A 14,841-nucleotide genomic window follows, 5' to 3' on the forward strand; every position below is an offset into this window, starting at 1 on the left:
CGTTTTTTGCAGTGCGGAGTAGGGGCATTTCACGGGAATGCCCCTACTTTTACTTTACGGTTGCAATCGGGCACGGTACATGAACCTCATTGACATCCTTATCTGGGTTGTTTTGCTGGTCTTTGTGATCAAAGGGTTCATGAAAGGCCTGGTGCGCGAAGTCTGTTCTCTTCTCGGTCTGGTGCTCGGCGGCTGGGCCGCCTTCAAATACTATCCGTACCTTGCCGAATCGTTGCGGTCGGTCATCCGCGTTCCCCAGCACATTGCGCTGGTTCTTTCCTTCCTCCTCGTTTTTCTGGTCCTGGGGCTGCTCTTTTACCTGTTTGGCCACCTCCTCACCGTTGTTTTCAAGATCATGCTGCTTGGGGGGGTAAACCGGGTAGGCGGGGTGCTGTTTGGCCTGCTGGAGGGGGCCTTTCTCCTCTGCATGCTTCTCTATCTGGCGACCACCAAGCCGGTACCGGAACGGGTGAAGGGGTACCTCCAGCATTCCCGGACCGCCCAGTCGTTCATTGCGTCGGGGCGCGAGATCGTAGCAGGCTGGGACAGTTCCAGGCATGCGGTACCTCAAGGGCGCGTCAAATAGCCAGCGTTTCCGGAGCTGCTGAACGTACGGTTTAGCGCCCTGTTTGTGGACAGGTGGTACAGGGCGGGGAGATAAGATTCGCGATGTCGATGATCCCAGACGATAAGGTGAGGGAGGTGCGTGAGCGTGCCGCCATTCTCGATGTGATCTCGGACTACGTGAATCTACGCAAGTCAGGAGCGAATTTCCAGGGGATTTGCCCGTTTCATGGCGAAAAAACACCGTCATTCAACGTCAATCCGGCCCGGGAAATATTTCACTGTTTCGGTTGCGGCGTCGGTGGAAACGTCTTCACCTTCATTATGAAGATTGAGGGGCTCACCTTTCCCGAAGCGGTCAAATTTGTGGCCAAGCGGGTCGGCGTGGTGATCGAGGACCGTCCCCTTACGGTGCCGGAGCAGAAACGGCAGGACGAGCGGGAACAGCTTTACCGGATCAACGAACTGGCGGCGCGCTTTTACCGTCGTGTGCTGCTGGAGGATGGAGCTGGTGAGGCGGGAAGGCGTTACCTGGAACGGCGTGGCGTTGACGCAGCCACCTCCGAGGCATACCGGCTCGGTTTCGCTCCCGATCGGTGGGACGGTCTGGCCCATTTCCTGCAACAGCAGCGGGTGCCCCTCCTCCAGGCTGAAAAGCTCGGCATTATCCGGCAACGGGAGGGTGGGGGCTATTACGATATCTTTCGGAACCGCCTCATTTTCACCATAGCCGATCCCCAGGGGCGCCCCATCGGGTTTGGCGGCCGGGTGCTGGATGATTCCCTGCCGAAATACATCAATTCACCGGAATCGCCCATCTACCACAAGAGCGAGGTGCTGTTCGGTGTTGACCTGGCCCGCCAGCCCATGCGTGGCGAGGGGACGGCGATCATCGTTGAAGGGTATTTTGACCATCTGGCCCTCTTCCAGGCGGGGGTGAAGAACGTGGTCGCCACCTGCGGTACTGCGCTGACACCGGGGCACCTCAAGCTGCTGCAGCGCTATGCTGGTCGCTTCTACACGCTTTTCGATTCGGACAGCGCCGGCAAGAAGGCGACCTTTCGGGCGATGGAGCTCTTTCTCGGCGAGAATGTCCCCGCCAGCGTAGTTGAGCTGACGGCAGGCGAAGATCCGGACAGCTTCCTGAAGAAAGAGGGGGCGGAAGCCTTTGCCGGCCGACTCAAGGCGGCGCGGCCGATCTTCGAGTATTTTTTTCGCGATCTGGTGCAGCACACCGATACCGGCTCGGTAGCGGGCAAGGTGGCGGTAATCGACCAGTTGACTCCCTTTTTGGCGAAGATTTCCAATCCGGTGGAGCGCGATCTCTACGTACGGGAGATTGCCCGGGTGCTCGGGATCGAAGAACGGGCACTCCTGCGCAAGCTCGGGAGGGGGCCGGTCACCACGGCCGACATGACGCCGGTTCGGGGACAGCAGCGGGGAAGCCTCGGAAGCGAGGAAATGCTCCTGGCACTGATGGCAAAATTCCCGGAGGTTGCCGGCCGGGTGAGCGAATACGGTCCGGCGGGACTTTTTTCCCCGGCACATTTGCCGATTGCCGAGACCATCCTTGCCCAGCAGGAAACGGGCAATGCCGTTGACTGGGGATGTATCCTGGAGCAGATCGGGTCGCCCGAGGAGCGGAGCAGACTGGCGGCTCTCTTTGTCGCCGATGCCCATCTCGAGGAGATCGACCCCCATAAGGCATTCGACCAGTGCCTGCAGGCACGGGAGCGGGATTCCCTCAAGGGTCTGAAATCCCTGGCTCGGGAGCTGTCACAGCTGGATCCCGATTCACCGCGCTACCGTGAGCTGCTGGAGCAAATGGAAAGCTTGCGAAATAGAAAATCGCAATTATTATAGATATACGGATTTTTCAGGGGTGAAGTGAATGGCCAAAAAAAATATGGATGAAGTCAAACAGCTGATCGACCTGGGCAAGGAAAAGGGGTTTCTCACCTACGATGAGGTGAACGACCTGCTTCCTCCCGATATCGTCTCGTCGGAGCAGATCGATGACGTAATGAGCATGTTTGGCGAAATGGATATAGAAATCGTCGATTCTGCCCAGAAGGTCAAGATTCCCAAGGTCAAGCTCGACCTTGAGGAAGAAGAGGAAATGGAAGGGGAGCAGGAGGACATGGAGTTCGAGCCGGGAGCCCTCGGCCGGACCAGCGACCCGGTGCGCATGTATCTGCGGGAGATGGGGTCGGTGTCGCTTCTTACCCGCGAAGGGGAAGTGGAGATCGCCAAGCGGATCGAGGATGGGGAACGGGACATGGCGAGCGTCATCCTCAACACCCCGATCACCGTCAAGGAAGTGATCGCTCTCGGTGACAAACTGAAGAAATTCCAGATCAGCGCCGCTGAGATCAGCAAGGAAGTCGAAGAGGAAGAGCTGGAAGAGGATGAAGAGGATGTCCAGAAGATCCGCCTGCTTGCGGTAATCGACGAGATTGCCACACTGGACGCCCAGGCGGACCAGCTCCAGAACTCCCTCGAAAGCGGCTCCCTTGCCGCAAAGGAGCGGGACCGGCTTGCGGCCGAACAGCAGGAGATGAAGGCGAAACTTGCCGAATTGCTGAAATCCCTCCGCCTCAAGGACCGCCATATCGAAAAGATTGCCCAGCGGCTCAAGGAGCTGTCCTGGAAAGTTGACAAGGTCATGGCTGAAATCGCCGAACTTGAGCAGGAGACTCAGCTGCCCCACGCGGAGTTGGTGGCGGTTTTCGAGAAGCTCCACAAGAACGCCACCGAGGAAAAGCGCTCCCTCAAAAAGCTCGGCGGTGTTTCCCTGGATGATGCCAACAAGCTGGAGAAGCGGCTGCACGCAGCCGAAAAGAAACTGAAGAAGGTGGAGCAGGAGTCCGGTTTCCGGGCAACGGACCTTTCCACGGCGCTCAAGGCGATCGAGCGGGGTGAGGAGAAGGCCAAGCTGGCCAAGTCCGAACTGGTGGAGGCGAACCTGCGGCTCGTGGTCTCCATCGCCAAGAAGTATACCAACAGGGGGCTTCAGTTTCTTGACCTGATCCAGGAGGGGAACATCGGCCTGATGAAGGCGGTGGACAAGTTCGAGTACCAGCGTGGCTACAAATTCTCCACCTATGCCACCTGGTGGATCCGCCAGGCCATTACCCGTGCCATTGCCGATCAGGCCCGCACCATCCGGATTCCGGTCCACATGATCGAGACCATCAACAAGCTGATCCGCACCAGCCGGCAGCTGGTACAGGAGATCGGCCGGGAGCCCTCGCCGGAGGAGATTGCCGAACGGATGAGCCTGCCGCTGGACAAGGTACGCAAGGTCCTCAAGATCGCCAAGGAACCTATTTCACTTGAAACTCCCATCGGCGAGGAAGAGGATTCCCACCTCGGCGACTTCATCGAGGACAAGGGGGTGGTGTCGCCCCTGGAGGCGGTCATCAAGGCCAACCTCTCCGAGCAGACTTCCCGGGTACTTGCCACCCTCACTCCCCGCGAAGAGAAGGTTCTGCGTATGCGGTTCGGCATCGGCGAAAAAAGTGACCACACCCTGGAAGAGGTGGGACAGGATTTCGAGGTCACCCGCGAGAGGATTCGCCAGATCGAGGCGAAAGCGCTCCGTAAGCTCCGGCATCCGAGCAGGAGCAAGAAGCTCAAGAGTTTCGTGGAATAGCACCCGCCATGCATTGCACAAGGCCGCCCCGGGCAACCGGTGCGGCCTTTTTCTTCTCTTCAGTGACCGTTCTATATAACGGCAACCAGCGTCTCTTTCAAGGAGGAACGCCATGAGAACACTCATTGTGCTGCTGACTACGTTGGCATTGTCTCTTCCCCTCGGGGCGTGGGGGGAACAGAAAGACACCTCCCGGGAGAAGGACCTTTGTCTCCTCTCCCAGGAGAACTGTGGCCCGCAACAGGATACCCTTCAGCAGAGAATTCGGCGGATCAAGGCGGAGATTGCCAAGGGGTCGAGCGTCTACACGGAGCAGGAACTCCGCCGGCTGAACGCCATGCTGCAGGATTACGAGTTCATGTATGACAGGCTCATGTTCGGGCCTTCATCACGCTAGGAGAATATGTGCAATGGCGAAGGAGAAGACCCCCGTCACTCCTGCTGTCCGCGCTTTGCGTGCCGCCGGCGTTGTCTTTACCGATCACCTGTATCACTATGAGGAAAAGGGGGGGACTGCTGTTTCCGCCCGGGAACTGGGGGTTGACGAGCACTGCGTGGTCAAGACCCTCATTATGGAAGACGATGCCAGGCAGCCGCTCATTGTGCTGATGCATGGCGACCGGCAGGTTTCCACCCGTGAACTGGCCCGGCAGATAGGGACCAGGAGTGTTTCACCCTGTACGCCGGAAACTGCCCAGAAACATTCCGGGTATCTGGTGGGGGGGACCTCTCCCTTCGGTACCCGGCGCTCCATGCCAGTTTATCTGGAGGAGACGATCCTCGGGCTTCCCACGATCTACCTGAACGGGGGGAAGCGGGGGTATCTGGTGGGGATCGACCCACGGGAGATCGTAAGGCTCTTGAAGTCGATAGTGGTACGGGTAGCGATTTAAGGAGGATTCGGGTGCCAAGGGATGAAAGGCTTGAAGCGGCTGCCGCCGCGATCAGAAAAGCCCGCGCACTGGTCATAACGGCAGGCGCCGGGATGGGGGTGGATTCGGGACTCCCCGATTTCCGCGGTGACCGGGGATTCTGGAACGCCTACCCAATGTACGAGCGGCTCGGCCTGAGCTTTGTCGAAGCGGCCAATCCTGAACACTTTGAACGCGATCCCGCCTTCGGCTGGGGGTTCTACGGCCACCGCACCAACCTCTACCGGGAGACCGTTCCCCATGCCGGCTTCGGCCTCCTTCGGGGGTGGATCGACCGGTTCGGTCTCGATTATTTTGTCGTCACCTCCAACGTTGACGGCCAGTTCCAGAAGGCGGGCTTTGCCGAGGAGCGGGTACTGGAGGTGCACGGTTCAATTCACCATCTCCAGTGCACCCGCCCCTGCTGCGAGGCTATCTGGGACAACAAGGAGACAATTCCCATCGATATCGACACCATGAGGGCGCGCCACATTCCCGCCTGCATCCACTGCGGGGGGGTGGCCCGTCCCAATATCCTCATGTTCGGAGACTGGAGCTGGCTTTCCGGCCGGACCCGGCAGCAGGAGCGGCACTTCGATGAATTCCTCACCGACAACCGGGAAGTACCACTGGCGGTTGTCGAACTGGGGGCAGGCACTGCAATCCCCACTATCCGCAGCCTCAGCGAGCGGCTCGGTAACCGGTACGGCGGAGCGGTCATCCGCATCAACCCCCGCGAAGCCCAGGTTCCCCCGCCGTTCATCTCCCTTTCCTGCGGCGCCCTCGAAGGGGTGCGCGGCATCGACGGGGTGCTGGCGTCATGACGGTCATCATCCGGCGCAGGGAGAGGGTGGTGTCGCCACCGGCGGAAGAGCTGCAGTTTTTTGCCACTACCGGCAAGGGGGTGGAGGGGGTGCTGGCGCGCGAGCTGGTAATGCTCGGCATGGGAAACGTCAGCCAGGAGGCCGGCGGCGTCCGTTTCCGGGGGGGGATCGACGCTTGCTATCGCGCCAACCTCTGGCTCCGGACCGCCAATCGCGTTCTTCTGCCGCTGACCGAGTTTGCCTGTCAGAACCCGCAGGAGCTCTACGAGGGGGTGCGCACCATTGCCTGGGAGCGGTGGCTGACGCCGGATCTTACCCTGGCGGTGGACTGCAACCTGCGGGATTCGGCCATGACCCACTCCGGCTTCGTGGCGCTCAAGACCAAGGATGCCATGGTCGACCGGCTACGCGACCATTTCGGCCGCCGTCCCAGCGTGGACACGAAGGACCCGGACCTGCGGGTCAACGTCCACCTAGTGAAGAACCGCTGTACCATAAGTCTTGACACCTCTGGTGCGCCGCTCGACCGGCGCGGCTACCGGCTGGCGCGCACCGAGGCGCCGCTGCGGGAAACCCTGGCGGCGGCACTGCTGGAGCTGACCGAGTGGGACGGCACGGTCCCTCTCGTGGATCCCATGTGTGGCTCCGGCACAATCCCCATCGAGGCGGCCCTCAAGGCGGGCCGGCGGGCGCCGGGGCTTTTTCGCCAGTTCGGTTTCGAGCGCTGGCCGACCTTCGATCGGACCCTCTGGCAACGGTTGCTGGGGGAGGCGCGGGATGAGGCTCTCGTCACGCTGCCGGTGCCGATCGTCGGATCCGACATATCGGCACGTGCCGTTGCCACCGCCCGTGAGAACTGCGAACGAGCCGGGGTTGCCGGCCTGGTCCAGCTGGCCCAGCGGGAATTGGCAGATTTCACTCCGCCGCCGGCGCCGGGCATCCTCCTCGTCAATCCCCCCTACGGACAGCGACTGGGGGAAGAGGAAGCGCTCAAGCCCCTCTACCGGCAGCTCGGTGATGTCATGAAGCAACGCTGCAAAGGGTACACCGCCTATATTTTCACCGGGAGCGCGGAACTCGCCAAGTGCGTGGGACTCAGGGCCACGCGACGGATCGTTCTGTTCAACGGCCCCCTGGAATGCCGCCTCCTCAAGTACGACCTGTACTGACGGGACGCGACTGCTTAAAAAAAATCTTGACACGCACAGCCCAATAACATATTGTTAACTTTCGCTTTGCGGGCCTATAGCTCAGTTGGCTAGAGCTACCGGCTCATAACCGGTCGGTCCCAGGTTCGAGTCCTGGTGGGCCCACCACCTAATTTATCGGGATGATGTGGGGATGCCCATAAAGCGCTTGCGCAGATGCAAAAATACCCGTAAGGGAAAGAACAAAGAGTGCACACCGTAAGGTTGCACTCTTTTTCTTTGGATCGTGATGAATATCCCAAAAGTATCAGATGTTGTCGGAATCATTAATAAATTTGCCCCTTTTGCGACGGCGGAAGAGTGGGACAACGTCGGTCTCCAGGTGGGGGACTCCACCGCCCCGACGGAGCGGATCATGGTGTCCCTCGATCCGTGCCGGGAGGCGATAGAGGCTGCAATCCACCAGCAGTGCCGGCTTCTCCTCACCCACCACCCCTTCATTTTCAAGCCCCTCAAGCGTATCACCCTGAACGATCACCTCGGCAGCCTCATTTCCCACACAATCAAGCACGACCTGGCGGTGGTCTCCCTGCATACCAACCTGGATATTGCCGCCGGCGGGGTCAACGACCTGCTGGCACGGCGGCTCGGACTCGTAAGCTGCCAGCCGCTCAAGGTTACCGGCACGGAAGAACTGGTGAAACTCGCGGTTTTTGTCCCCCGGGGGCACGAGGAACGGGTGCTGGATGCCCTGTCCCGGTTCAGCAGCGTCATCGGCAATTACCGGGACTGCTCGTTTCAGGCGCCCGGAACCGGCACCTTCCGTCCCCTGGAGGGGGCCAAGCCGTTCATCGGCGAAATAGGGACGCGGCAGCAGGTGGAAGAAGTCCGGCTGGAGGTGCTGCTGCGGAAGGGAGACCTGGCATCCGCCCTCAATGCGCTTGTGAAGGCGCATCCCTACGAAGAGCCCGCATTCGACCTCTATCCGCTCCTCAACAGGGGGGAATCCCATGGGCTCGGGCGGATCGGGGAGCTTGCGTCACCCATATCCCTGCGGGAATTCGCCGTGGCGGTCAAGGAGCGACTGGCGGCGGCCGGTGTCAGGATGGTCGGGGCAGCCGATCACGCGGTGAAAAAGGTCGCCGTCTGTGGCGGTAGTGGTGCATCACTGCTGCGGGAGGCCCATTTCCGGGGAGCTGATCTGCTTGTGACCGGAGATGTCAAGTACCATGAGGCGAGAGAGGCGGAGGATCTGGGTATAGCCCTGCTGGACGCCGGTCATTTTGCCACCGAGCGCCTCATGGTGGAGGGGGTCAAAGAACTGCTGGGAATCGAGCTGGGGAAAAAAGGATTTACGTCCACGGTAATGGCTTACGAGGGGGAGAGGGAACCGTTCAGTTTCATCTGAAAGGACCTCTCCCTTTTTATTACAGTCCATATTAAACGGGAAGAAAGGGGAGGCGGATTTTGCAAAAGAATTTACAACTGCTTGGGGAACTGCAGAGGATTGATCTGAAGCTTGACGGACTGCAGGGGGAGAAAGAGGCGATGCTGGCCGAGATCGTCGCGCTGGAGGCGAAGGTGGCCGGTGCGCAGGCGGCGATTGCCGTAAAGAACGAGGAGTTTGCGGCGTTGGAGGCTGAACGGACCACGCTGGATGAGAACCTGGTGACGGAAACCGAGAACATCACCCGTTCCGAGGCGCGGCTGAAAGAAATCAAGACCCAGAAGGAATATCAGGCCGTATCCAAGGAGATCAGCACTGCCAAAAAGCTCACGACCGAACTGGAAGAGCAGATCCTGCAGAAGGGAGCCCAGGCCGAGGAGTTGCAGGCAGAAATTGCCAGTCAACAGGAGAACCTCCAGGCGCTCGAGCAGAATATTGCAGCCCAGAAGGGTGAGGTCGAGGAGCGGATTTCCGGCCTGGATTCGGGAATGGTAAAGGACATGGCTACCCGTGAAGCGATTGTGAAAGGGCTCCCCGTATCTGTCGTACGCCGCTATGCCAGGGTTCGGGAGCAACGGCGAGGATTGGCGGTGGTGGAGGCCAAGGACGGCTCCTGCCTCGGCTGCAACATGAACCTTCCTCCCCAGCTCTACAATATGCTGTTCCGCGGCGACGAGCTCATCACCTGTCCCCATTGCCAGCGTATGCTGGTGCTGTCCCCGGAAATCGCCAACGGGTGATACACGGTTGTTTTGAATTGAAGCGAGCAATTTTTCGTCAGGTCAAGGCGGTCGAAGGATGACGCGGAGGCGTAGCATTGCTACGCCGCACAAGGAATCCTGAAGGCCAACGCCGAGATGGCGGAAAAGGGCCGCTTCACTGAGTTTGGCCGAAGTAGACCAGATGGCCGCTGCCTGTTTTACAGGGAGAGGAAAGTCCGGGCTCCACAGGGCATGGTGCTGGATAACGTCCAGCGGGGGTAACCCCAGGGAAAGTGCCACAGAGAGAAGTCCGCCCGTTTCGGCGGGTAAGGGTGAAAGGGTGAGGTAAGAGCTCACCGGGTCCGGCGGTGACGTCGGATGCCAGGTAAACCCCACCAGGAGCAAGGCCTAATAGGGAAGCGCTAAGGACGGCCCGTCCGTGCTTCCGGGTTGGCTGCTTGAGGCCGTCGGCAACGGCGGCCCTAGAGGAATGGCCATCGCCCGGCGCCGGGTAACCGGCATCGGGAACAGAACCCGGCTTATGGGCTGCTTCGGCCAATTAATTCTGCGGTAACGATGGGGCGCTTCCGGGCGCCCCGCACTATTTGGAGCGTACGTGACCGACGAGGAACTCTGGCGCACCGGAATTGCAGCGCTGGCGCGGGAATATGGAGCATTGCCGCCAGCTTTGCGGGAGCGGATTGCGGAACTGGCGGCGCAAGTCAGGGAGAACAAACTGGCAATCCACGACTGCGTGACCGCCGTCAATGTCGGCGCCATTTGCGCCGACTGCCGGGGAGAGTGTTGCGCCCGGGGGAAGAACCACGTCACCGTCGTTGACCTCCTGGTCTGCCTGGTGGAGGGGAGGGAACTGGTCGTCCCCCGTTTCGACCATGATCTCTGCCCCTACCTTGGTGAGAACGGCTGTCAGATGGCTCCTCCCTACCGTCCCTTCGCCTGCATCATCTTCAACTGCGACCGGGTGGAAGGACTCATGGAACCGTCGGAGAAGGAGCGGCTCTACGGGGCCGAGCGCCGACTCCGCGCGCTGTACGGCGAGTTCGAAAAACTGTTCGGTAAGCGATTCATGGCCGGTCTGCTCATCATCTGCGAGCGGGATCTGGTACGGCAGGGAGCCACGCTTCTCGGCGTGGGGAATGGGGAAGCAAGGGAGAACTGATGGCGACCGTAAACGATCTGGTGCTGGTTCACATTGACAACAAGCCGGGCTTCTATGCCCGCATCGAGGATATCGTTCCGGACGTGAAACCGGGATGGTGGCAGGTCCGCCTGCTGGTGCTCACCGTCCCGATCCAGGTTTTTACCTGGATTCTGGACGAAAGCCAGGTGAGCGGCGCTCCCTACACCATGGGGGGAACGCCGGTCCGCCTGGAAAAGGTGGTAGCGCCTGCTGCGCCGGATAAGGAGACGTCACCCGCTAGGCCGAGCCCTGCTGTTGTCGGCAAGTCGCCGAAAAAGGGTGGTGGTGCCAAGGTGGTGTCGCTGGCGGAGCGGAAGAAGAATTGAAACAATCTGGTATATTACGGTAGGTTGTGTTTTGACGTGAATGATCACGCGAGTCGGTGCGGGACGTTTGCGTTCTCGTGGAATCCCTTTAGACGTACCCCTTTTGTTGAATAAAGACGTCTAATTTTACTGCCGTTTTTGCACCCCCTTTTCCGGTGTTCCCACAACCTCCCTCCGTTCAGGTAACTCCTTAAAAAGACGTCGAAAAAATCTTTTTCTTTAGACGAATTTTACCTTGACATCTCCCTTGTTGCTTTGTATAGTTTGACCACTTGGTGGTAAATTGTGGTAAATTGTGGCAAGAAGTGCCGGGAGAGCCATGTTCTGGGGCGAAAATCCAAGCACGATTGACGGTAAAGGGCGAACGAGCATTCCCGCGAAATTCAGGGAAGTGCTTGTTTCTGTCTTTGGTGACGAGCGTTTTGTCATTACCAAGGCGACCCCCGTCGATCTGGGTGATGGCACCTACGGCCGCGGCCTATCGGTTTATCCCGTTTCCGAGTGGAATGAACTGGAGCGAAAGATCAACGCCAACGAAGGAGGGCTTCCCACCTCCCAGTTGAATATTCTCAAGCGCCAGATACTGGGGGCAAAGGAAGAGTCCGCCACGGACAAGCTCGGACGGGTGCTGTTGACCCCCGCCCTTCGTCTCCATGCGGGGCTGGAGCGCGAGATTCTGTTTGTCGGCATGGGGAACCGCTTCGATATCTGGAGCAGGGAAATCTACCGCCGCGTTCTGGAGCAGGACGAGAAGAACTTCCCCGTTGACAATGCGCTGGGGATTTAGGTGGATGACTTCGAGCACATTTCGGTCATGCCCATCGAGGTGCTCCGCTATCTAACCCCCCGTCCCGGCGGGATATATGTGGATGGCACGCTGGGTGGTGCCGGCCATGCCCGGCAGATACTGGAAGCTTCCGCGCCGGATGGCATCTTGGTCGGGTTCGACCGGGATCCCGCGGCGCTGAAGGTTGCTTCCGAACGGTTGGCGGGATTCGGCGAACGGGTCCATCTGGTCAATCGCAATTTCTCCGACATGGCGATCTCCCTCGCCGAGTTGGAGATAACCGGCATCGACGGTCTGCTCCTCGACCTGGGTGTATCCTCCCACCAGCTCGATACGGCGGAGCGGGGATTCAGCTTCCAGCAGGACGCCCCCCTGGATATGCGGATGGACACCACGGCAGGGGAGACGGCCGCCGACCTGGTGAACGGTCTGCCGGAGCGGGAACTGGAGCGGATCATCAAGGAATACGGGGAAGAGCGCTGGGCACGGCGGATCGCCCAATTCATCGTCACGGCCCGCGCCGCTGCCCCCATCGAAACGACCCTGCACTTGGTGGATGTCATCAAGGGGGCAATACCGAAAGCCAAATGGGAGGAGCGTCTTCATCCGGCCACCCGGACGTTCCAGGCACTGCGGATTGCCGTCAACGAAGAGCTGGCGAGTCTCGAACAGGGGCTTGCCGCCGGCCTGCAAATGCTGAACCCCGGAGGGCGTTGCGTGGTGATTTCGTTTCATTCCCTGGAAGACCGGATCGTCAAGCAGGGTTTCCGCCGTCTGGCCCAGGGGTGCATCTGCCCGAAAAACCTTCCCCTTTGCGTTTGCGGCCATACCCCGCAGCTGCGTATCCTGACTACTAAGCCGGTCATGGCCGGCGACAAGGAAGTCGACCATAATCCCCGTGCCCGCAGCGCAAGGCTGAGGGCGGCGGAAAAGCTGTAATAGATACCCAGGAGAATTTTCATGTCGAACGCACGGGCAGTTTACAGCAAGGTGGCGGCCCCTCGCAAGCTGGAGGCGGTCTATGCGCATCGCTGGGACCTTTTCCCCTACCTCATGGTGGTGATGGTGCTCCTTACGCTGGTTGCCATCTTCCACGTCTGGTCACGGGTCAAGGTGATCGACCTCAACCTGCAGCTGGCCGAGTCGAGCCGCACCCTGAAGGAGCAGCAGCAGGAGCAGAACCGGCTCACGCTGGAGGTCGCCTCCCTGAAAAACCCGGCACGGGTCGAGGTGCTGGCCAAGGGTGAACTGGGGATGGCGCTGCCAACGGAACAGCAGGTGGTGGTCGTTAAATGATGGACCGCCGGGAAAAATGGACAAAGGTCCGCATCAGGCTCATCGGGAGCCTGTTTGTCGGCGCCTTTGCCATCGTCTCGGCGCGTGCAGTCTACCTGCAAGTGGTCAAGAAAGACCAGCTTCTGAAGCTGGCGGAGAAGCAGCACCAGAAAATTGTCCAGCTTACTCCGGGTAGGGGGGATATCTACGATCGCAACAAGGCCCCCCTGGCGGTATCGGTGGAGATGGACTCCTGTTTTGCGGAACCGCGCAGCATCGAGGATATTCCCGCTGCGGCTGCCCATCTGGCCCCCATTCTCGGAGTCAGTCGCGACGAACTGCTGAAAAAGATGCGGGGGAGCAAGAATTTTGCCTGGTTGCAGCGTCAGGTGACACCGGAAACGGCCCAGAAGGTCCGCGACCTCGAGATCGAGGGGATCGGTTTCGTCAAGGAGAGCAAGCGCTTTTACCCCAACGCGGAGATTGCCGCCCATGTCATCGGCTTTACCGGCATGGATCCCGCCGGGCTGGAGGGGGTCGAACTGAAATACAATTCCACCATCCTCGGCAATACCGGCTATCTCGTGACCGAGCGGGATGCGCTGGGGCGTGATGTGGCGCTCAAGGGGATGGTTGTGAAGAAGGCGTCCAAGGGGCAGAATGTTACCCTGACCCTGGACAAGAACATCCAGTATCTGGCGGAAAAGGAGCTGGCCAAGGCGGTTCTGGAAAGCCGCGCCAAGGCGGGGATCGCCCTGGTGATGGAACCGCAGACCGGCAAGATACTGGCGTTGGCCAACTACCCCAATTTCAATCCGAACTCGTACTCTAAATTCGGTCCGCAGCAACTGCGCGACCGGGCCGTCGCCGACAGCTTCGAGCCGGGTTCCACCTTCAAGGTTTTCCTTGTTGCCGCCGCCCTGGAAGAGAAGGTCGTTACCCCCCGTGATGGCTTCAACTGCGAAAACGGCAGTTACAACATCGGCGGGCGCACCATCCACGACACCCATCGTTATGGACGGCTCAGTGTGGCTGAGGTGCTCAAGTACTCGAGTAATATCGGCGCTGCCAAGATCGGGGCGCGCCTCGGTCCGGAGCGTCTCTACAACTACCTGCGAAATTTCGGCTTTGGCGAGCGAAGTGGTCTTGACCTCCCCGGCGAGGCGAGTGGCTACCTGCGAGGCCGTACCCAGTGGTTTGGGGTGGACCTTGCGACCATCTCCTTCGGTCAGGGAGTTTCGGCCAATGCGGTGCAGATTGCCACAGCCATCTCGGCGATCGCCAATGGCGGGGTCCTGATGAAGCCGTACGTAGTGGAAAAGATCAGCGACGATAACGGCACAGTGCTCCAGCAGATGACCCCTCAGGTCCGGCAACGGGTCGTATCGCCGGAAGTGGCTCGTACCGTTGCCAAGATGCTGGAAGGGGTCACCCTCCCCGGAGGGACCGGCACAAATGCGGCAGTGGACGGTTACGGCGTCGCAGGGAAGACCGGCACCGCCCAGAAAGTCGATCCCGTCACCCACGGCTACTCGGTTGACAAGCGGACCGCTTCCTTTGTCGGCTTCGTTCCCGTCGATAATCCGCGCCTGACCATCCTGGTTGTCGTGGACGAGCCGAAAACCAGCCCCTACGGTGGGGTGGTCGCAGCTCCGGCATTCCGGGCCATAGCGCAGCAATCTCTTTGCTACCTGAGGATTCCGCCTGAAAAAGAGCTGAAGAACAAGCCGGAGCGCATCGAGGTGAAGAGCCCGGCTGTCGAAGAGCAGCAAGCCATGGCGGCCGAAGGGACCATCGCGGAGGCGGGCGAAGGTGCGGTCATGCCCAATTTCAGGGGAATGAGCATGCGGCAGGTGATGCAGACCATGGAGAAGCGGGGGTTGAACGTAAAGCTGCTGGGGAGCGGCCGGGCCACCGAGCAGAATCCACCGCCGGGACGCCGGGTCGGGCCAAGTGAACCGGTCTGGATCAAGTTCGCCCCGGCGGCTTGAGGAGTTGCTGA

Annotated in this window: 15 protein-coding genes, 1 tRNA gene and 1 other RNA gene; all 17 read left to right on the forward strand. The window is 60.0% G+C overall.

Features of this window, described 5'->3' with window-relative positions:
* Positions 1-79: 79 nt before the first annotated feature.
* Positions 80-586: a CvpA family protein gene (locus LDN04_RS07040; RefSeq protein ID WP_223908306.1), complete on the forward strand. Its 507-nt coding sequence runs from the start codon at positions 80-82 to the stop codon at positions 584-586.
* 83 nt (positions 587-669) lie between these two features.
* A complete protein-coding gene (gene dnaG, locus LDN04_RS07045; RefSeq protein ID WP_223908308.1) occupies positions 670-2,427 on the forward strand; it encodes a DNA primase in 1,758 nt (585 codons plus the stop codon).
* A gap of 28 nt (positions 2,428-2,455) precedes the next feature.
* Positions 2,456-4,219 carry an RNA polymerase sigma factor RpoD gene (gene rpoD / locus LDN04_RS07050; protein ID WP_223908310.1) on the forward strand — a complete coding sequence of 588 codons (1,764 nt, stop codon included), beginning with the start codon at positions 2,456-2,458 and terminating at the stop codon, positions 4,217-4,219.
* Between the two features lie 112 nt (positions 4,220-4,331).
* Positions 4,332-4,616 carry a hypothetical protein gene (locus LDN04_RS07055; RefSeq protein WP_223908312.1) on the forward strand — a complete coding sequence of 95 codons (285 nt, stop codon included), beginning with the start codon at positions 4,332-4,334 and terminating at the stop codon, positions 4,614-4,616.
* Positions 4,617-4,629: 13 nt separating this feature from the next.
* On the forward strand, positions 4,630-5,112 hold the full coding sequence (gene ybaK, locus LDN04_RS07060) for a Cys-tRNA(Pro) deacylase (RefSeq protein WP_223908315.1): 483 nt from the start codon (positions 4,630-4,632) through the stop codon (positions 5,110-5,112).
* Between the two features lie 11 nt (positions 5,113-5,123).
* Positions 5,124-5,954, forward strand: coding sequence for a Sir2 family NAD-dependent protein deacetylase (locus LDN04_RS07065; RefSeq protein WP_223908317.1), 831 nt, complete (start codon positions 5,124-5,126; stop codon positions 5,952-5,954).
* A complete protein-coding gene (locus LDN04_RS07070; protein WP_223908319.1) occupies positions 5,951-7,123 on the forward strand; it encodes a class I SAM-dependent RNA methyltransferase in 1,173 nt (390 codons plus the stop codon). Before LDN04_RS07065 ends, LDN04_RS07070 begins: the two co-directional genes overlap by 4 nt.
* Positions 7,124-7,193: 70 nt before the next feature.
* Positions 7,194-7,270 (forward strand) — tRNA-Ile (locus LDN04_RS07075).
* Between the two features lie 121 nt (positions 7,271-7,391).
* Positions 7,392-8,510 (forward strand): Nif3-like dinuclear metal center hexameric protein, encoded by a 1,119-nt coding sequence (locus LDN04_RS07080; protein ID WP_223908321.1) that lies wholly within the window; start codon positions 7,392-7,394, stop codon positions 8,508-8,510.
* Positions 8,511-8,569: 59 nt separating this feature from the next.
* Entirely contained in the window at positions 8,570-9,289 is a 720-nt protein-coding gene (locus tag LDN04_RS07085; RefSeq protein ID WP_223908324.1) for a zinc ribbon domain-containing protein, read from the forward strand.
* A gap of 150 nt (positions 9,290-9,439) precedes the next feature.
* Positions 9,440-9,808, forward strand: an RNA gene (gene rnpB, locus LDN04_RS07090) — RNase P RNA component class A.
* A 58-nt stretch (positions 9,809-9,866) separates the two neighbouring features.
* A complete protein-coding gene (locus LDN04_RS07095) occupies positions 9,867-10,430 on the forward strand; it encodes a hypothetical protein (RefSeq protein ID WP_223908327.1) in 564 nt (187 codons plus the stop codon).
* The gene (locus LDN04_RS07100; protein ID WP_223908329.1) at positions 10,430-10,777 is read left to right on the forward strand and encodes a hypothetical protein; all 348 of its coding nucleotides are present in this window, start codon (positions 10,430-10,432) and stop codon (positions 10,775-10,777) included. Before LDN04_RS07095 ends, LDN04_RS07100 begins: the two co-directional genes overlap by 1 nt.
* 319 nt (positions 10,778-11,096) lie before the next feature.
* Positions 11,097-11,564, forward strand: coding sequence for a division/cell wall cluster transcriptional repressor MraZ (gene mraZ / locus LDN04_RS07105; RefSeq protein WP_223908331.1), 468 nt, complete (start codon positions 11,097-11,099; stop codon positions 11,562-11,564).
* Positions 11,565-12,503 carry a 16S rRNA (cytosine(1402)-N(4))-methyltransferase RsmH gene (rsmH, locus tag LDN04_RS07110; protein WP_223908334.1) on the forward strand — a complete coding sequence of 313 codons (939 nt, stop codon included), beginning with the start codon at positions 11,565-11,567 and terminating at the stop codon, positions 12,501-12,503.
* 21 nt (positions 12,504-12,524) lie between these two features.
* A complete protein-coding gene (ftsL, locus tag LDN04_RS07115) occupies positions 12,525-12,860 on the forward strand; it encodes a cell division protein FtsL (protein ID WP_223908337.1) in 336 nt (111 codons plus the stop codon).
* Complete coding sequence (locus LDN04_RS07120; protein ID WP_223908340.1) at positions 12,857-14,830, forward strand: penicillin-binding protein; 1,974 nt, start codon at positions 12,857-12,859, stop codon at positions 14,828-14,830. The genes ftsL and LDN04_RS07120 overlap by 4 nt, the downstream gene beginning before the upstream one ends.
* Positions 14,831-14,841 lie beyond the last annotated feature (11 nt).

The sequence above is a fragment of the Geobacter sp. AOG1 genome (assembly GCF_019972315.1).
Lineage (GTDB): Bacteria > Desulfobacterota > Desulfuromonadia > Geobacterales > Geobacteraceae > Geomobilimonas.